Source organism: Photorhabdus bodei, assembly GCF_003287735.1.
Lineage (GTDB): Bacteria > Pseudomonadota > Gammaproteobacteria > Enterobacterales > Enterobacteriaceae > Photorhabdus > Photorhabdus kayaii.
In genome coordinates this window covers 1-19,438 of record NZ_NSCM01000017.1, presented here as the reverse complement: position 1 = coordinate 19,438, position 19,438 = coordinate 1, and the positions used below count along the sequence as shown (strand labels likewise).

Below are 19,438 nucleotides of genomic sequence, written 5' to 3'. Positions count from 1 at the left end.
ATGGTTTTGGCTCTCGCTGCCATTGTTAAAAGCTATTCTGGCACCACCCATTTAACCAAGGTGTGACCCATTCCTTCCGGCACCAGAACCTGATGTAACCACGGCAACACCGATTTCATCTGCTGTTCCAGTTTCCAAGGTGGGTTAATCACTATCATGCCAGAGGCGGTCATGCCTCGCTGATCGCTATCAGGCCGGACAGCCAACTCAATTTGTAGAATACGGCGAATGCCAGTTGCTTCCAGCTCTTTAACCAGCCGTTTGATTTGCTGGCGTAACACCACTGGATACCACAATGCATAAACACCGGTTGCAAAACGTTTATAGCCTTCCTGAACAGCCTGTACGACCGCTTGGTAATCCGATTTCAGTTCATAAGGTGGATCAATAAGAATGAATCCGCGGCGACTCAGTGGTGGCAATTGTGATTTTAATTGCTGATAACCATCTTCACGCACAACTCTGGCGCGGTTATCACGGGAGAATTCATTACGTATTAGAGGAAAGTCACTCGGATGCAGTTCTGTCAGATTGAACTTATCATTCTGTCGTAACAAATGGCGGGCGATTAAAGGCGATCCTGGGTAGTAACGTAAGTTGCCACTCTGATTCAGTGCAGCTACTGCACTCATATAAGCGTTCAACTCCTGCGGTAAATCTTCACGCTGCCAGACGCGGGCAATCCCTTCCAGATATTCACTGGTACGTTCAGCATGTTCACTACTGAGTTGATAGCGGCCCGCGCCGGCATGCGTATCCAGATAGAGAAAAGGTTTCTCTTTTTCTTTAAGAGATTCAATGATCAAGCTTTGTACAGTGTGTTTCAGTACATCAGCATGATTACCGGCATGAAAACTGTGACGATAACTTAGCATTAATTTCAGACCCCAGAGCAGAGAATAGGTTGATTGCCAGATAGAGTACCTGACAACTAAAAACCCATCCCAGTAGATGGGACAGATGGTAAGGCCCTATTATAGCCCTATTAGCGACAAAAATGTCAGACTCCTTACCTTTACTCTTGGCGATCTCTTTAGTCATATTAATTAAAATTTAGGATAAGTGAAAAATTCTGACCGGACCTAATGTGATATTTAATGAGTAATGTTATCTACATTTTCACTGAAAATCATAAGTAGTATTTACGTAATTACAAACAACAAAAATTGTGCAATTAAAAAAACAAGACATTAAACGAACAATTAAATATACAAGATCTTATGTTGATGTTCACGAAATCACCAATCAGGAACAGAGATTGAAAAATGTTAACACTCACTATATGGAAAAATAATCAAAAGAAAAGCCAGAAAAAATGACTGAATGTTATCGAGATCATTAAGTAATATCGTTAAATAGTACGTGTAAAAAATGAAAGGGAGAGAAAGAAAAAAAATCAAAAAAGCTGAAAGAAGTTGAAGACAGTTATTAAAAATCTTCAACTTAAAATAAAGAAAAATTAAGCTTTTCAGCCAATGAAGAGATATTTCATTGGCTGAATGATTATATTACCTATCAAGCAACAATAGGTGCACGCCAATCATCTGCGCCGGAAGTACCTGCGGTTGTATGCTCCCAATTAATCTTACGATAAGACAGAGAAACACGAACCAGCTGAGTAAATTCAGATTTTGTTGGGTCCTGACAATGAGGCATTTGGCAATCAATGTCGATAATAGTGGCATCTTCCAACTGCGTCGTGAAGAAATGCTCTTGTTTCCCTTCAACAGAAGTGCGATACCATTTCAATACTACACTCGTCAGCATTTCACCCGAAGCCAACGCGTTATAAAGCAATGGAACAGATTTATTTAATGCAACTGTAAAACGGAATGGTTTATGAGCACGCTGACCTGAAGGCTGACCTGATTGAGGATCAGTTGGTACGGTGACGACATGATCAAATGCTTGAACCAGCATTTCATCTTCGTGGCCCTGAACGTAAATATTGCCTACTGATTCAGCAGTGAATGAACCCGCAGTAATATTGCCCTGTGTTTTTCCGGTGATGGAAATATAACATGGAGTTGGCATAGAAATATCCTTTATAGAGATTGTGTCAACATTAAGGTAGCGATCATATTAATTTCAACAGTGATTATTTCATGTTGGGAAAAATTACTGACAAATGTATTGAACGCTGAAACGGATAATAAATACCAACTCGCTCGTTTCAAAATAAAATATAAATTGCAAAATCATTGAATCATCACTAACAAATAAAAATATTATAATTAATACCATTTTAAGATAATAAATCCATTACTGGCTTTATTTTCGGGATAACAAACTACAAATGACAGTTTTATTGTTAGCTATAATTTCGTATCTATATGAAATTAAAGTATTTTTGTGATTTAGGTCTAAATAATATTTTGTTCAATTAAAAATTGATAACTGGATCAAAAAATTAAACTTTTCCACTTAGTTAATAATGGAAATAATATTTCCATTATTAACTTAACTTACAAAATATAAACAAAAACACACTTAGAAATACTTTGTTACATAATGAAACAAAAAATCATAAAATGTCATAAATATAAAAAAACGCATGTTGCTCTATACCTATTATAGAGTACTTCAAACAAGGGGGTGATTAAGAAAGAACCAAGATGTAACTTATTGCTAAATAAAACAAAATCATCAAAATGCCAAATAGATAGGTATATCTACATATATTTTAGCTTTACAATAAAAAAACAAAATGCGAAACTCTGCTTTGCAGAGCACATCTATATTGATGCTATTGCTCGATGAGTAAGAATATTCTGAATTCCGTATTTATCTATATGCTCATAAAAGTCAGCTTACTATCCAACTCAATGCAGTGAATCTCCCGTTTTTTAGTCAGGGGGAATTTTATGTTCTCCGTCACATATAGGTAGGTATCAAGGTCAGCTCTCTCATCAATATTGTTATCAGATAATTCCTAATTGACTAATTGTATTACCCAAAGGATTCAAATATGAGTAAAAATGGTTCAGGTAGCGTAGCGCCGAAAGAAAGAATTAATATCAAATACGTTCCGAATACCGGTGATCAAGTCGCCGAAATTGAATTACCCCTTAACCTACTTATCGTTGGTGACCTCAAAGGAACAAAAGAAGATACGCCAATTGAAGAACGGCAAGCTGTTTCCGTGAACAAGAATAACTTTAATGCCGTGATGAATGAGGCCAATATCAATCTCACTTTTAGTGTCCCCAATCGTCTTAATGATAATAACGGAGATGACCTGCCAGTTAACCTAGAAATAAAATCACTCAATGATTTTTCACCCGATAACGTGGCGAAGAAAGTGCCTGAATTAAATAAACTTTTAGAACTGCGTGAGGCGCTCGTCGCACTAAAAGGGCCACTAGGAAATATTCCGGCATTTCGCACCCGCCTACAGGAATTATTGGGTGATGAAAAAGTCCGCGAACAACTTCTAAAAGAGCTTGAAATCGTCAATCAAAAGTAATTGACTGAAAAGGAGTTTTTAACATGTCCTTGCATGAAGAGAGCAGTACAACATTAACCCCAGGGTCCACGACTTCTTTGCTTGACGAGATCATGTCTCAAGCAAGAATGACGCCGGAAAATGATGGCTACCACATCGCGAAACAGGGTGTAGCCGCTTTTATCAGCAGCATTTTGGATACCGGTACTAGCGAAGAACCTGTCAACAAGCTTGTCGTTGATAGAATGATTGTTGAGCTTGATAAAACACTCAGCACTCAAGTCGATGAAATTATGCACGCTAAAGAGTTCCAAGAACTGGAATCATCCTGGCGTTCGCTGAAATTGCTGGTTGATCGCACAGATTTCCGTGAAAACATCAAAATCAACATCATCCATGCGACCAAAGAAGAGTTACTGGAAGATTTCGAATTTTCACCAGAAATCATTCAGTCAGGCTTATACAAACATGTTTATTCAACAGGTTATGGCCAGTTTGGTGGTGAACCGGTCGCTGCGGTCATCGGTAACTATGCATTCAGCAATAGCTCACCCGATATCAAACTAATGCAATACGTCAGTGCGGTTGGCGCAATGGCTCACGCGCCATTCCTCTCTTCCGTTTCACCTGATTTCTTTGGTATCAGCAGCTTCACCGAGTTGCCAGCGATTAAAGATCTGAAATCTGTCTTCGAAGGTCCGGCACACACTAAATGGCGTTCGCTGCGCGAATCGGAGGATGCACGTTACCTTGGTCTGACTGCACCGCGCTTCTTGTTGCGTCTACCTTATTCAACCATTGAAAACCCAATCAAAAACTTTAACTATCAGGAAGATGTCAGCAAAGATCACGAACATTTCCTGTGGGGTAATACCGCTTATCTACTGGCAACCTGTTTGACTGACAGCTTCGCCAAATATCGCTGGTGTCCGAACATTATCGGACCACAAAGCGGGGGGACTGTCAGTGATCTGCCGGTTCACCTATTCGAAGCAATGGGACAGATCCAGGCCAAGATCCCAACAGAAGTTTTGGTTACCGATCGCCGTGAATTCGAATTGGCGGAAGAGGGCTTTATCACCCTGACAATGCGTAAAGGCAGTGACAACGCGGCATTCTTCTCTGCTAACTCAGTTCAGAAGCCAAAAGTTTTCCCAAATACTCGCGAAGGGAAAATGGCTGAAACCAACTACAAACTGGGTACTCAATTGCCCTATATGTTCATCATCAACCGTCTTGCACACTACATCAAAGTGTTGCAGCGCGAGCAGATTGGTTCCTGGAAAGAGCGTCAGGATTTGGAGCGTGAACTGAACACCTGGCTGAAACAGTACATTGCTGATCAGGAAAATCCACCTACGGATGTCCGTAGCCGTCGCCCTCTTCGTTCTGCCCAAATCCAAGTTTTGGATGTGGAAGGAGATCCAGGCTGGTATCAAGTGGCAATGCAAGTTCGCCCTCATTTTAAATATATGGGAGCTAGCTTTGAGTTGTCATTAGTAGGTCGCTTGGATAAGGAGTAATCAGTCATGGCTACGCTATACAGTTGGAATAGAGAAGGTTCTGCCAGCTTGTTCGAGCGTATTCAGGGGAAGAACTCCGGTTCTTCCCGCCAATCAAGAATGCGTGAACTGCTCAACTCCATAAAACGGCACCTGAATCATGTTCTCAATACTCATCCAGGTGCTTGTCAGAGTGCGGCTGATCTTGGCGTCATTGATCTCAATGACGCCACAACCACGGCAACTGACTTTAAACAGAGTATTGAGCAAGCAATAGTGCATTGCATCACAAATTATGAACCAAGAATATCATCAGTCACTGTCAGTGCAATTCATGATGAGAGTGATCCGCTGTTGTTACGTTTTCACATCAGCGCGCAGGTATCCCTGGATGATATTCATGACGCTGTTGAATTTAACATTCAACTGGATAACAACCGGCGTTATTGCCTAGAGAGGACTCAATAAAATGTCACTTGAAAAATATTTTAGAGAGGAATTGGATTACATTAGGCAATTGGGGCGACAAGCTGCAATTGAACATCCTCACCTCGCCTCATTTTTGTCTGAACAAGGCTCTGACCCGGATGTTGAGCGTTTACTAGAAGGATTTGCCTTTCTCGCGGGTAACTTACGGGCAAAAATTGATGATGAATTCCCTGAACTCACTCATGGATTGTTGCATATGCTATGGCCCAATTACCTGCGGCCAACGCCTAGCATGACCATTATCCAATATACACCTGATGATAATGCCATCAAACAAGCGACGCAGATCCCGCGTGGAACTCAAATCAAAAGCCGTCCGCTGGCGGATGATAGCGAAAATGATGAGGATGAAGATAATTACTTAAGCAATACCAAGACTCAAAAAACAGGCCAAGACAATCATCGCTGTACTTTCACTTTATGCCGTGATGTTTGGCTGCTTCCGATGTCTATCCGGGGCATTTCAGTCAATAATAGTAATGAGCAGGGTGTCATCAGTCTAAATTTCACCTCAAAAACAGAGCTTACCTTACCAGAACTGCAACTTGATAAGCTGCGTTTTTATCTAAGCGGCGATGATTACAGCAGCACACAACTCTATTTCTGGCTCAGTTACTACCTTAAAGACGCAAAACTTGTCGTCGGCGATACCACCATTTCATTACCGAATTTCGACTTCGTTCCAGTGGGTTTTAATCGGGAAGACGCCCTATTGCCGTACCCGAAAAATGCTTACATGGGTTATCGCGTCTTACAAGAGTACTTCTGTTTTTCCGAAGGTTTTCTATTTTTCGATGTTACTGGCATCCCTAAATTACCGGCGGATCTTAAAGCCCAAGATTTCACGCTGGATCTCTATTTCTCAGAAGCACTGCCACCAGAAATCAAAATTCGCCAAGATACTTTTCGGTTGCATTGCGTTCCGGCAATCAATCTCTTTCCAATGGATAGTGAAGTTATTCAATTGGATGGTAGTCAGGACGAATATCCATTAAGAACCAGCTATAGCCATCCTAATCGCTATGATATTTTCTCCGTGGATAAAGTGGAAAGCTATCTGACCAATAATGACGGTACATTTGACCGCAGCCGAGGGGTGGAACGGATCTATGTGCCATTTGAAAGCTTTCATCATCAGATCGAACATGAAAGCGAACTCAATACGCGCTATTTCCGTATTAAGGTTAAAGAATCGCCCTTTCGTAACGGGCTTGAACACTATATCTCTTTCGTACGTGGCGATGCGTCATTGCTGCTGGAATTGGAGCGTAGTGAAAGTATCTCTATCCGACTAACTTGTACTAACCGCGAATTACCCCTGCAACTCCGGGTAGGTGATATTAATTACACCTCAGCGGGAAGCCCTTCATTTGCGCCATTTCATAACATAACCCGCCCATCCGTTCCACTTTACCCACTGATGAGCGGCAAGTATCACTGGGAGCTTATTTCCAATATGTCACTGAACTATATGACACTATTGAACAAAGACGCATTAAAGGAGGTACTGAGTACTTACGATCTCCCCAGCCGATATAACCGACAATCCTCACGATCATCCCAAAAACGGCTAGATGCCATTGAACGGATCGAAACGAGGCAAATAGACCGACTATTTAAAGGTCTCCCGGTACGTGGTTCGGAATCAACATTGTATATCCGGCAACAGGCTTTCTGTTCTGAAGGAGAGCTCTATATGTTCGGCACCATACTGTCACGCTTTCTTGCGTTATATGCCAGCATTAACTCCTTCCACATGTTGAAGGTGATCAATCTAGATAATCAGGAATGCTATCAATGGCCGGTACAAATAGGTCAACATCCGTTGATGTAACAGATAACAACTCGTCAGCAAAACGCTCGTTGGATGTATCAAAATACGATTTTTATCAATTGGTCGAATTACTCAACCAATTGGCGGTAGCGTGGGAAAAAACTGGGCAAACTAATCGTCCTGACCGTGAAGCAATCTGTTTTACATCCAGTGCCAGCCTGGCTTTTCCAACTAGAGATATTGTTTCTGTAAAACGTACCAAACAAGGTCGTTTTCATGTAGAAGTCTCTTTCCTTGGGCTACATGGTAGCCAGTCTCCCATGCCTGGTTACTACCTTGATTCGCTGGCATGGGAAGACGCCCAGGATGAAAACCGACTGACAGACTTTTTGAATGTTTTCAATCACCGTTCAATCGTTATGCTCCATCAGATCTGGCGGAAATATCGCTATTACATCTGTTTCGACAAGAATGGGCAGGATGATTTTTCTCAGCGTATGTTCTCTCTAGTAGGACTTGGCAGTCGTGTGAACCGTACTCATTTAAAAATCAACCATAGCAAAATGCTAGCCTATGCAGGTCTGTTAGCTAACCCGGGCCGATCACCAGAAGTGATATGCAGCCTGGTTTCACATTGCTTTGATTTGCCAGATGTTACTGTTCATGGCTGGCAATTACGGAAAGTCGCCATTCCCTCATCACAACAAAACCGTTTGGGTGAAACGCTGACAATAGATGGTCAGAAAAATACGGAAATGTCCGTATTAGGTGAAAACTTCACCATCGGATCATGGGTAAAAAACTACAATAGTAAGTTTATGTTATGCATCAACGATCTATCCCGTGAACATTTCCTGTCATTTCTTCCCGACGGCAAAAATTTCCTACCATTGGTGATGTTTATCTGTTTTGTCCTGCGTGATCAATTAGCTTGGGATCTGCGTCTTGGCTTGGCTGAAAACCAAGCAGGCGGCATGGTGCTTGGCACAAAATTAAACAATAACCTGGGGTGGACCAGCTTTCTCGGCGAGCCGGAAAAGAAACCTTTTATCACGATTTCAGTGAGTGGATAAAGACGATGGAAAAACAACAGCCAACCCTTTCATTACGAGTACTCAATAGTGATCAACTGGAGAGCGGTAAATCTGCCAGTTGCCTATTCTCCACTCAAGGTGGCACTGTCGGCAGCAGTGAGAGCCATATTTGGTCCATTCAGGATCTGCAAGGCAATATCAATCCTTCACAATTTACTATCCAGTGGCGTGATGGCGCATTCTGCCTGCAAATGATCGCGGGTCCCCTGTTTGTGAATCAGTCACCCCTGACTTCTGGCGCCGGTTTCATCCGCCTGCAACAAGCGGATGAAATTACCATTGGTAAACTGGTGATCAAAAGCTATATCAGTTTTTCCGATGCAGATCGTACTGATCCAATGACAGTATCACCGGAATCACTGGTTTCCAGCTATAGCAATCCACTGGACGCAATGATGGAAAAAGATCCCGTTCAGGATACCGCGTTCACCGATCATGGTTCTTTAGCGCCCACGATTAAACACAATTTTAGCCACGATCCACTCAAGGTTCTCGATAGCGAAAATCTGACCACACTGGACCAAACACCAGTGAGTAACGAGATAGACCGAAGTCTGCAACAAGGCCATTACCAAGCTCCATTATTCTTCTCTCCCCTCTCGGATAACAGAGGCAATGCTATGGATCGGGATTTTGTTGATTTACCGAATATCTCTTCACCTTTAAGTGAAGAGTACCAGGACATGGAACAGCAACATGTTGCTATCACCCCACTGATGAGAGGGTTGAACACACAATTGCCTTTGCATAATAGCCAACAGGCTAATGACTTTCTGGAAGAAATGGGTAAGACCATGAAAGCGGCAATTGAAGGTCTACTGGTACTGCAACGTACACAGCATGGGCTGCGCGATAAACAATTGCGCCCTATCGAAGATAATCCGCTACGGCTGAACATGGACTACAACACCACTATGCAGGTGATGTTTGCGGATCAAAAAAGCCCAGTACATCTCTCTGCTCCTTCCGCTGTCGCTGAAAGCTTACATAACCTGCAATTGCACTATCAGGCTAACCGGATTGCGATCACTGCCGCCTTGAACACCATGCTAGATGCTTTCTCACCGGAACACCTACTGAGTCGTTTTGCCCAGTACCGCCGCAGCAATGAGATACAGGAAAAAAATGCAACCTGGGCATGGGAAATGTACACCAGTTACTACCGTGAACTGGCTTCCAGCCGCCAACAAGGGTTCGAAAAACTGTTCGGTGAAGTCTATGAGCAAGCTTATGACCGTGCTCTGCGTCAAGGTTTAGAGGATAGCCAGTAATGAAGCGCTCCGGCGGTAATACCTCATGGTCCGGTAGTTATACCGTATGGTTTGTATTGCTGGCAGCACTGATATTAAGCGGCTGTAGCAGTGCATGGCAGGCAACGAAGAAAGTCGGACAGGTAGTCTGGGATCCATCAACTCCTGTTGGTCAACCTGCGAATTTACCTTCCACCGTCGCGATCACTTTGCTGGCAGAACCTGATATTAACCCCAATAAAAATGGAGAAGCCACTCCGGTTGAAATGCATCTGCTCTATCTCAGTGAAGATTCCCGTCTACTTGCCGCTGATTATGACCAACTGGCGAGTGACAAACTGGATAAAGCGCTGGGGAAAAATTATATCGACCATCAGGATTACACCTTATTGCCGGGGCAGTACAAACCACTGCCAGTCATCCCGCTGGAAAAAAATAGCCGTTACATCGGCGTTATCGTTCGCTATGCCGATATTAATCAATCCGAATGGAAAAAGGTCATCCGAGTGAAAGACACAGGACAGCAATACCACATTCTGGTGCATATCAGAGCGAACGAAGTTGAACTTAGAAAAGAGGAGCAATAATTATGTCAGGTAAAAATCGGGTGATTTGGCGCGAAGGATTATTCATCAAGCCACAACACTTTCAGCAACAACAAAAACATAATGACTATCTGGCTCATAGCCGCCTGACAACCTTTATCGAACACTATTACGGTTTCAGTTCCCTGACTATCGACAAAGATCTTCTTGCTCTTGGGCGTATCAGTATTACCGAAGCCAGCGGTATTATGCCGGATGGCACTATATTCTCGATTCCCCATCAGGATGCCACTCCCCAACCGCTTAATGTGATCGATATTAACGGGCCTGGCAGCAAAAATATCTACCTGGCACTCCCCATAACTAACGATACCTTTAATGAAATCTCCCATCCTGAATCCAGGCATGCTGGGGCTGTACGTTACCGTGCACATATAAATAATATCCGTGACTTGCATACGGATGATGGTGATGTCAGCCCCGTCACTCTGGCACAACTGACACCGATTTTGAAACAGGGATCAGAAGACCTCAGTGCTTTTTCCCTGCTGCCACTATGCCGGATAAAAGAGGGGGTTAAAGGTGCAGCCCTCGCTCTTGATGAGGATTTCATCCCAACTTGTACTGCTGTCAAAGTGTCCGAAAAACTGCAACGCTATATGGGTGAAATAGAAAATACACTAACGGAACGAGCTCAAACTCTTGCGAAGCAGATTGGTTCACCTGGTCAGCAAGGCGTTGCTGATGTGTCTGAATTTATGATGCTCCAGTTACTTAACCGAGTTCATCCCTGGTTTACCCATTATTCTAAGCAAGCTCTTCTTCACCCTCAGGACTTCTTCACCCAAGTTCTCCAAACTTGGGCTGAATTGAAAACATTTACGGATAAATCCCGTTTGGTCGGCAATATACCAAATTATGATCATAGCAATCTGACTGACACATTCCTGAACCTCATGCGTCACATGCGCCGGGAAATGAATGTCGTTCTGATGCCACGAGCAGTCGCCCTACCGCTACAGATTCAGGGGAATGGTTTCCGGGTAGCAACTATCCATGATCCCGATCTATTACACAAAGCAGCTCTCATCTTGGCCGTTCGTGCGCAGATTCCACAGGAGCAGTTACGCCGACAGTTCGTTCAGCAGATCAAAGTTGCATCGCAGGAAAAAATCCGCGAAATGGTCAGCGTCCAGTTACCCGGGGTCGCTATAGAGGCGCTTTCCGCCGCTCCACGTCAATTGCCTTATCACGTCGGCTACACCTATTTCTGTTTTGATCAACAAGGTCCGGCATGGCAAGAGATTTTGAAGGGCAACTCCATCGCTTTCCACGTTTCAGGAGAATTCCCTGGATTAGATATGCAACTCTGGGCAGTCAGTAACGGGATTGATTAATGAAAACTGAAACCATAAATGACAATCCTATTCCGACGCAGGAAGTCACTGATAATACTGTGCATTTTCAGTATCAGTTACCGCTACGCGGAGAAAGCCTAAACCCGATGATCGATGCCGCTACACCGCTGCTCGGCATGGTCATGCGTCTAAAAGACATGGGCGAACAACCGCTGCCGGACCAGCTTTATCAACAGGTCGTTACTGATATTCAGGCAATCGAACAACTTCTACAAACCAAAGGCTATGAGCCAGGCGCAATTATCTCTTTTCGCTATACGCTCTGTACCTTCATTGATGAAACCGCATTGGGTCATGGTTGGAATAGCAAGAATGAGTGGTTACAACAATCACTACTGGTTCGATTCCACAACGAAACTTGGGGTGGTGAAAAAGTCTTTCAATTGTTAGATCGTTTGATGGGTGAACCACAGCGCTATCAACATCTGCTGGAGTTTATTTATCTCTGTTTTTGCCTCGGTTATCGTGGTCGCTATAAAGTTGCTTCGCAGAAAAGTGATGACTTTGAACGTTTATTCCGTCGATTACACCAACAACTGCACGCGCTGCGGGGCGAAGCACCCCCCATCATTCTCCACAATAACGCCAATGAGCGTAATGATCGCTATCGCTTGGGTAAGCGTCTGACTATTAAACATCTGTTCTGGAGCGGTATTACTCTGCTCGCTATCGTTTATAGCTTCTACGCTATCCGTCTGCACAACCAAACCCAGAACATCTTACAACAACTAAATAACTTACTGAGCTAGGAAAGAAACCGATGATTCAGATTGATCTACCTACATTAGTTAATCGCTTAAATCCGATGACTCGGCACGCTCTGGAAGCGGCGGCAACGCAATGTGTCAGCCAACAGCAACCTGAGATCACGGTTTCTCAGCTATTGCTGCAAATGATCAACACCCCTCTCAGTGACGTCAGAGCGATCTTCAATCAAGCAGAAGTGGATAGCGACCTGCTGAAAGAACAACTTGATCAGATGATCCCTCACCATCAAGCAATGGTTCAGGCTTATCCTAGCTTCTCTCCAATGCTGGTGGAGTGGTTACAAGATAGCTGGCTGTTAGCATCGACTGAGATGCAGCATCAGGAATTACGCAGCGGCGTCATGCTGATGACCTTGCTGTTCAGCCCATTACGTTACCTGACGCCACAATCCGCACGTCTTTTATCGGGAATAAACCGCGAATTGTTACGCCAGAATTTTGCCCAATGGACAGCGGGCTCTGCCGAACAACCAATTGTGGAAAACGATCAAAACGGACAAGGCAAAGCTGCCGCCAGTAGTGACAGCCTGCTCGCCCGTTTTACTCAAAATATGACGGAACAAGCTCGTCAGGGAAAACTCGATCCTGTTCTATGCCGTGACAGAGAAATCGACCTAATGATCGATATTCTCTGCCGTCGCCGTAAAAATAACCCGATTGTGGTGGGTGAAGCGGGCGTCGGTAAAAGTGCGCTCATTGAAGGGTTGGCCCTGCGCATTATCGACAACCGAGTACCGGAAAAACTGCGTAACAGTGAATTGATGACGCTGGATCTGGGCGCATTACAAGCGGGTGCGGCGGTAAAAGGTGAATTTGAAAAACGTTTCAAAGGCATCATGAACGAAATAAATCAGTCATCCGTACCGATTATTCTGTTCATCGATGAAGCTCATACCCTGATTGGCGCAGGTAATCAACAAGGCGGACTGGATATCTCCAACCTGCTAAAACCCGCTTTGGCACGTGGCGAATTGAAAACCATTGCTGCGACCACTTGGGGCGAATACAAAAAATACTTCGAAAAAGACGCTGCCCTCTCCCGTCGTTTTCAACTAGTTAAAGTGGCCGAACCGACCGCGGAAGAAGCCATCATTATTATACGTGGCCTGCGGGCAATCTATGAACAATCTCATGGTGTATTAATCGATGATGAAGCGCTAAAAGCCTCTGCGGTATTAAGCGACCGCTACCTCTCCGGGCGCCAGTTACCGGACAAAGCCATTGATGTACTGGATACCGCCTGCGCTCGCGTTGCCATCAACCTGACCGCACCTCCGCGCCAAATTTCCGCCCTGAAAAACCAACTGCATCAGCAGCAAATGGAATCAGACGTGCTGACGAGGGAACAGCGCATGGGGCTAAACCAGCATATTGATAGGCTGGATGAATTACAGCAACAACAGCAGGAAACCACGGAGAAATTGGTTGAACTGGAAGCCAGTTGGCAACAACAGCAGCAATTGGTTCAACAAATTATTGAACTACGCCGTCAGCTATTAACCGACGAAACAGAAATAACCAACGAAACATCGGCCGAGATAACAACTAACGAGTTGATTGCACAATTGGCTGAACTCAATGAACAGTTGGAACAATTACAGCAACAACAAACGCTCGTTTCTCCTCATGTGGATAAGAACCAGATTGCGACGGTTATCGCTGAATGGACTGGCGTACCACTTAATCGCCTGTCACAAAGTGAACTCTCCGTCGTGACTGAACTTCCAACTCATTTGGGACACAGCATCAAAGGACAAGATCTCGCTATTAAATGCCTGCATCAACATTTGTTGACTGCCAGGGCGGACCTGCGCCGTCCCGGTCGTCCATTGGGCGCTTTCTTGCTGGTAGGACCAAGTGGCGTCGGTAAAACCGAAACCGTTTTACAGATTGCAGAATTGATGTTTGGCGGACGTCAATATCTGACCACTATCAATATGTCGGAATTTCAGGAAAAACATACCGTTTCCCGCCTGATTGGTTCACCTCCGGGCTATGTTGGATATGGGGAAGGAGGTGTACTCACCGAAGCTATTCGCCAGAAACCTTATTCCGTCGTTCTGCTTGATGAAGTGGAAAAAGCCCATCCTGATGTACTGAACCTGTTCTACCAGGCTTTCGACAAAGGTGAGTTGGCCGATGGGGAAGGCCGAGTGATTGACTGTAAAAACGTGGTCTTCTTTTTAACTTCCAACTTGGGCTATCAAACTATCGTCGATAACGCCGATAAACCGGAAGAGATGAATGACCTGCTTTATCCTGAACTGGCGGCCTTCTTCAAACCCGCATTACTGGCGCGAATGGAAGTAGTTCCTTATCTACCATTGGGACAAGACACCCTGAAAACCATTATTCAGGGCAAACTGGCACGCCTCGATAACCTGTTGCGTCAACGCTTCAACGCCGAAGTCACCCTGAGTGATGACGTAGTTGAAGAGATACTGCAACGGGCAACCCGTGCTGAAAATGGCGCACGCATGCTGGAATCGATCATTGATGGCGCTTTGTTGCCACCATTATCTCTGCTGTTGTTGCAAAAAATGGCTGCCGGAAAGCAGATCAGCAATATCCAGCTAACTGTTAACGACCATCAATTCAATGCGGTGGTTGAGGAGATACCATGAAACAACGGCTGAAAAGCGCATTAGCGTTATTGGAAAATGACTCTATCGAGCAACTGGTTCACCACTTTCTTCAAGTGAATCACCAACGCCAGCGTTTTGACGCCTTGCTGGTCTCTCTGCTTAACGTGAATGAAAACCGTCTGGAATGCTACCGGCTGCCGGCGCCAAACCAAATAAGCGCGCTACAACTGGATGTCAATATCGGTGATATTAACCATCCACTGATACAAATCCTGTACAAAGGTACCCCTACGACCTGGGAATCACTCAATCAGGGAGTACGAATAGACAATCGAAACTTTCGCATTTTCGTCGAAGAACTCCCTAATCGCTGCGGCCTACATGCTATCCCGTTGTTTAATTGCAACGGGCAAGCGTGTGGCGTGATTGCTGTTTTCGCCAAAGATGTTCGTCGTTTTGCTGACGATAGCAACATGTTTTACATCTACTGCCTCGTCATGCAACACCGATTGAAAAAATTACAGGAACTGGAACAACTGCGTGAACAATTACGCCAGATCCGCCAGGTTTTTCAGACACAACGCCAGAAAGAAAAACAGCTTGATGAATTGCTGGCTTCGTTAAGTACCACAGCAGAAAACAAAACATCAGCCAGCGTCTCCCACGATTACAGCAAAATCGACGACTTATCTCAGGCACTCGAAGAGTTCGAATGCGCAGTACTGATACAACGCCAACATATTTACGGCAATAACACCAAACAGATTGCCGAAAGCTTAGGTATCGCACCACGTACACTGACTTACAAACTGGCGAAATACAGGTGTAAATTATGAGTTTTCTGTTACTGGTCAGTTCACTAATCGCCTCTCTGACAGGCAAACCCGATATTCAGCCAGATCAGGAAACCCCAACAGCGCCTTCACTACCCGCTTTACTGCAATGCCGGGCAGAACCGTCGCCGTTGGTTAGACTCGATTGCTACGACCGTCTATTGGATAAAGTCGATAATATTGCCGTTATCCCGTTAGAAAAAACTGGCCCTGTTTGGCGACAGGCAATGGAACAGGAGATGAAACGAACTGACCATTCAACCGGCTTTATCACCACCCAATCTGAAAGCATACCGACTCGCGTCATACTGACCACACCCGCAATTGGTGTTCCACCACCACGGCCAGTACTGATGCTGAGTTGTATCGATAGCATTACCCGAATACAAATTGCCCTGGCTAAACCACAAGATAGTGGCACTGTAATGATTTCGACAGAAATCACCCAATTCAGTGCTGACTGGTTCTTGCGTGAAAACGGCTACCTGCTGGAATCCAGCCGTGGATTACCGGGCATTGAAGAACTAAAACGACTGATGACAGGAAAAACCCTGACCATCAAAACCGGCAACGGAAACCGAATGACATTCAACATTTCTCAACTGGAACAGGCGGTGAAACCTTTACGCTCCGCCTGTCGCTGGTGATCCCAATGGATATCAGGAAACAATTTGACTGGCAGGGCCTCCTGCTGACACCCCTGTCGGATGAACTTATCAGCCGGGAGCTGGATGAAAACGAACCCGCCTGGGAATATATCGATGGAGAGATGGTTAAGCTGGGATCACTGGCCCATTCCAGCATCAATATTGAAGAGATCCAGCGTCAGGCGCTGCAACTGTTTAGCGAAAAAAGCAAAGATTTCAGGCTGATGGTTCATTTACTGCGGACACTGCAACACGGCAGTAATCCCCCTGAACTCATCCTGGCAATGGAGCTGTTAGCCGATTACATCCAGCATTACTGGCAGACAGCCTGGCCACAAAAACCGCTGCTCAAGCGCCGCCTGGCACAACAGGTGATTAAACGTTTTGTCTCCGCGCAACCCGGCTTCTGCGAACAGGCTGATGAAACTCAGCGCGAAGAGGCACAGGGCGCACTGGCTCATCTGGCACAATGCTGGCATACCGATGAACCGGCACTGGCTAAAGAGATTGACCAGTTGCGTCCCCGTTATGCCCGTAAACCTGAGCCAAAACCGGTAGCCGCGCCTGTTGAATCGACAGAAACGACGGCACAATCTGCAAACACTTCAACACTGGCATCCATACCCATACCGGATGTCACCGTAGACAGTTCCGGTGAAAAAGCCTGGAAACAGACGCTCCTGACCGTGGCCGACCTGCTATGCGAACGCCAGCCAGATTCCCCTGTGGGTTACCGTCTGCGTCGTTATGCGATCTGGCACACCCTGACCACGGCACCGATGGCGAATGGCACAGGCAAAACACCGCTGGCACCGACGTCGGCAGACCGCACCGCAGATTATCTGACGAAACTCCCGGCGGCGGACAAATCCCTGCTGCAACAGATAGAACAGAGTCTGACACTGGCCCCTTACTGGCTTGACGGGCACGCTATCGCGGCGCAGGTGGCCGAAAAACTGGGTTACCGCCCTGTCGCTGACGCTATCCGCGATGAACTCCGGGCCTTTCTTGACCGCCTGCCGGTCCTGCAAAACCTGGCTTTCTCTGATATGAGCCCCTTTATCTCAGACGCCACGCTGAACTGGCTGCATCCTCCGGCAACCGCCACCGTCAGCCACGGCACCACGCAGGAACAGGACGCCATCTGGCACTGTTTTCAGCAACACGGCCTGGAAGCCGCCCTCAACGCCGCAGAGCACTATCAGCAACACCTGACCGAACCCCGGGATCAGTTTTACGGTCAGCTGCTGACGGCACAGTTACTGGAACAGGCAGGCATGAGCGCGCTGGCACAACAACATTACCGACAGCTGCTACAGGCAGGACAACACCTGTCACTCGCCGACTGGGAACCCGGCCTGCTGGCGGCACTGGCAGAAAAAGCCGCCAACACCGCCCCCGCAAAGGGGACGACTGCAAACAGGAGCGTTAACCCATGAACTGGCTTTCTCTACTGCTGAAAAATATCAAAAAACCGGCGATGTCGCGTCTGCCGCCACTGAAAGCCACCGCCTCGCTGATACTGGCCCTCCTGCCCTGTNCAGGAACAGGACGCCATCTGGCACTGTTTTCAGCAACACGGCCTGGAAGCCGCCCTCAACGCCGCAGAGCACTATCAGCAACAGCTGACCGAACCCCGGGATCAGTTCTACGGTCAGCTGCTGACGGCACAGTTACTGGAACAGGCAGGCATGAGCGCGCTGGCACAACAACATTACCGACAGCTGCTACAGGCAGGACAACACCTGTCACTCGCCGACTGGGAACCCGGCCTGCTGGCGGCACTGGCAGAAAAAGCCGCCAACACCGCCCCCGCAAAGGGGACGACTGCAAACAGGAGCGTTAACCCATGAACTGGCTTTCTCTACTGCTGAAAAATATCAAAAAACCGGCGATGCCGCGTCTGCCGCCACTGAAAGCCGCCGCCTCGCTGATACTGGCCCTCCTGCCCTGTATTGCCCTTATCTGGCTGTGGTGGTGGGGACCCGGCTGGCAGTTTAAACAGACCCGCCCGCTGGAAACCCTGTCTGCCCGCTGGCTGGCGACGGTCATCATCCTCCTGCTGGCCCTGAGCGTTGTCGGGATAAAAATCTGGCGCCGCCTGCGCCAGCTTGAAAAGCTCAGGCTGGAGGTGGAACTGAAAGCCGTCGATCCGGCGCAGGCTGACATCACCCGTCAGGACAGTTATCTCCATCACTGGAAAGCCCGGCTGCAACGCCATCTGGGGACCCGGGATTATCTCTACCAGCGCCCCTGGTACCTGGTGATGGGCAACACCGGCAGCGGCAAAACCTCACTGATTCAGGAAGGTTGCCGGCTGACTGACATTGCCGCGCCGGACACCCTGACCGGGGAAGAGGCGCTGCCCCTGCATCTGCGCTGCTGGCTGGGGGAAAAGGCCGTCATCATTGATCCGGACGGGTTCCTTATCGACCAGCTATCGCCGCCGGACACCCCCAAGCCTCAACTGCCTGGCCGCTTATGGCAGGCCCTGCTCGCCTGGCTGACCGAAAACCGTCAGCGCCAGCCGCTCAACGGCATCATCCTGACGGTGGATATTCACCGCTTACTGACCGACAACAAAGAACAGCGGGAACGGGTTATTGCCGCGCTTCACCTGCGCCTGCAGGATCTGCGGTTAACCCTGCATAACCATCTGCCTTTCTATCTGGTGCTGACCAAACTCGACCGGCTGCACGGTTTCAGCGCCGCCTTCCAGTCGCTGGACAGATCGCAGCGCGCCCAGATCCTGGGCGTCACGTTCAGCCTGAACGCGCAGGATGAGCACAGCTGGCGCGCTGAGCTGGCCCAGTTCTGGCGCCAGTGGATGCAGCAACTCAACGCGGCCATGCCGGACATGATGCTCAATAAAGTGGATATCAGTCAGCGCAGCCCCCTGTTCAGCTTCACCCGCCAGATACAGGGGCTGCACAGCGCGCTGGTACCGCTGCTGGAGGGGCTCCTTTACAACGGCGGTCCGGCACAGCCCGGCCTGCGGGGGGTTTATCTCACCTCGTCTAAACAAATCGGCCAGATGGATGACCTGTTTACCCAGTCCGCCGCGGCGCAGTATCACCTCGGGCCGCAGG

The 19,438-nt window shown here is 46.8% G+C and carries 17 protein-coding genes; 15 read left to right on the top strand and 2 right to left on the bottom strand.

The window, feature by feature from the left end; genetic code table 11:
• Positions 1–32 precede the first annotated feature (32 nt).
• The gene (locus tag CKY02_RS11855) at positions 33–875 is read right to left on the bottom strand and encodes a 23S rRNA (adenine(2030)-N(6))-methyltransferase RlmJ (protein WP_112878149.1); all 843 of its coding nucleotides are present in this window, start codon (positions 873–875) and stop codon (positions 33–35) included.
• 640 nt (positions 876–1,515) lie between these two features.
• Positions 1,516–2,034, bottom strand: a complete 519-nt coding sequence (locus CKY02_RS11850; protein WP_112878150.1) for an Hcp family type VI secretion system effector — start codon at positions 2,032–2,034, stop codon at positions 1,516–1,518.
• A 934-nt stretch (positions 2,035–2,968) separates the two neighbouring features.
• On the opposite strand from CKY02_RS11850, the gene tssB reads away from it, so the two are divergent.
• From tssB to CKY02_RS11775, 15 genes are all read left to right on the top strand, one after another.
• Positions 2,969–3,466 carry a type VI secretion system contractile sheath small subunit gene (tssB, locus tag CKY02_RS11845; RefSeq protein WP_112878151.1) on the top strand — a complete coding sequence of 166 codons (498 nt, stop codon included), beginning with the start codon at positions 2,969–2,971 and terminating at the stop codon, positions 3,464–3,466.
• Between the two features lie 23 nt (positions 3,467–3,489).
• Entirely contained in the window at positions 3,490–4,968 is a 1,479-nt protein-coding gene (gene tssC, locus CKY02_RS11840) for a type VI secretion system contractile sheath large subunit (RefSeq protein WP_112895440.1), read from the top strand.
• A gap of 6 nt (positions 4,969–4,974) precedes the next feature.
• On the top strand, positions 4,975–5,415 hold the full coding sequence (gene tssE / locus CKY02_RS11835) for a type VI secretion system baseplate subunit TssE (protein ID WP_112895439.1): 441 nt from the start codon (positions 4,975–4,977) through the stop codon (positions 5,413–5,415).
• A gap of 1 nt (position 5,416) precedes the next feature.
• Positions 5,417–7,270 carry a type VI secretion system baseplate subunit TssF gene (gene tssF, locus CKY02_RS11830; protein WP_112895438.1) on the top strand — a complete coding sequence of 618 codons (1,854 nt, stop codon included), beginning with the start codon at positions 5,417–5,419 and terminating at the stop codon, positions 7,268–7,270.
• Positions 7,234–8,283: a type VI secretion system baseplate subunit TssG gene (tssG, locus tag CKY02_RS11825; protein WP_112895437.1), complete on the top strand. Its 1,050-nt coding sequence runs from the start codon at positions 7,234–7,236 to the stop codon at positions 8,281–8,283. The genes tssF and tssG overlap by 37 nt, the downstream gene beginning before the upstream one ends.
• A 5-nt stretch (positions 8,284–8,288) precedes the next feature.
• Positions 8,289–9,575, top strand: coding sequence for a type VI secretion system-associated FHA domain protein TagH (gene tagH / locus CKY02_RS11820; protein WP_112895436.1), 1,287 nt, complete (start codon positions 8,289–8,291; stop codon positions 9,573–9,575).
• Positions 9,575–10,141 carry a type VI secretion system lipoprotein TssJ gene (gene tssJ, locus CKY02_RS11815; RefSeq protein ID WP_052105895.1) on the top strand — a complete coding sequence of 189 codons (567 nt, stop codon included), beginning with the start codon at positions 9,575–9,577 and terminating at the stop codon, positions 10,139–10,141. Before tagH ends, tssJ begins: the two co-directional genes overlap by 1 nt.
• A gap of 2 nt (positions 10,142–10,143) precedes the next feature.
• A complete protein-coding gene (gene tssK / locus CKY02_RS11810; RefSeq protein ID WP_112895435.1) occupies positions 10,144–11,496 on the top strand; it encodes a type VI secretion system baseplate subunit TssK in 1,353 nt (450 codons plus the stop codon).
• Positions 11,496–12,266: a type IVB secretion system protein IcmH/DotU gene (icmH, locus tag CKY02_RS11805; RefSeq protein ID WP_036813425.1), complete on the top strand. Its 771-nt coding sequence runs from the start codon at positions 11,496–11,498 to the stop codon at positions 12,264–12,266. Before tssK ends, icmH begins: the two co-directional genes overlap by 1 nt.
• 11 nt (positions 12,267–12,277) lie before the next feature.
• Positions 12,278–14,908, top strand: a complete 2,631-nt coding sequence (tssH, locus tag CKY02_RS11800; protein WP_112895434.1) for a type VI secretion system ATPase TssH — start codon at positions 12,278–12,280, stop codon at positions 14,906–14,908.
• The gene (locus CKY02_RS11795; RefSeq protein WP_040149045.1) at positions 14,905–15,705 is read left to right on the top strand and encodes a helix-turn-helix domain-containing protein; all 801 of its coding nucleotides are present in this window, start codon (positions 14,905–14,907) and stop codon (positions 15,703–15,705) included. Before tssH ends, CKY02_RS11795 begins: the two co-directional genes overlap by 4 nt.
• Positions 15,702–16,349 (top strand): type VI secretion system-associated protein VasI, encoded by a 648-nt coding sequence (vasI, locus tag CKY02_RS11790; protein WP_110086461.1) that lies wholly within the window; start codon positions 15,702–15,704, stop codon positions 16,347–16,349. The genes CKY02_RS11795 and vasI overlap by 4 nt, the downstream gene beginning before the upstream one ends.
• A gap of 5 nt (positions 16,350–16,354) precedes the next feature.
• On the top strand, positions 16,355–17,788 hold the full coding sequence (gene tssA, locus CKY02_RS11785; protein WP_112895433.1) for a type VI secretion system protein TssA: 1,434 nt from the start codon (positions 16,355–16,357) through the stop codon (positions 17,786–17,788).
• 117 nt (positions 17,789–17,905) lie between these two features.
• Positions 17,906–18,202, top strand: a complete 297-nt coding sequence (locus tag CKY02_RS11780; protein ID WP_420899234.1) for a type VI secretion system domain-containing protein — start codon at positions 17,906–17,908, stop codon at positions 18,200–18,202.
• Positions 18,199–19,438, top strand: a 1,240-nt coding sequence (locus CKY02_RS11775) for a type VI secretion protein IcmF/TssM N-terminal domain-containing protein (RefSeq protein WP_275658215.1), incomplete at its 3' end; no start/stop codon positions are given. The genes CKY02_RS11780 and CKY02_RS11775, both read left to right, overlap by 4 nt.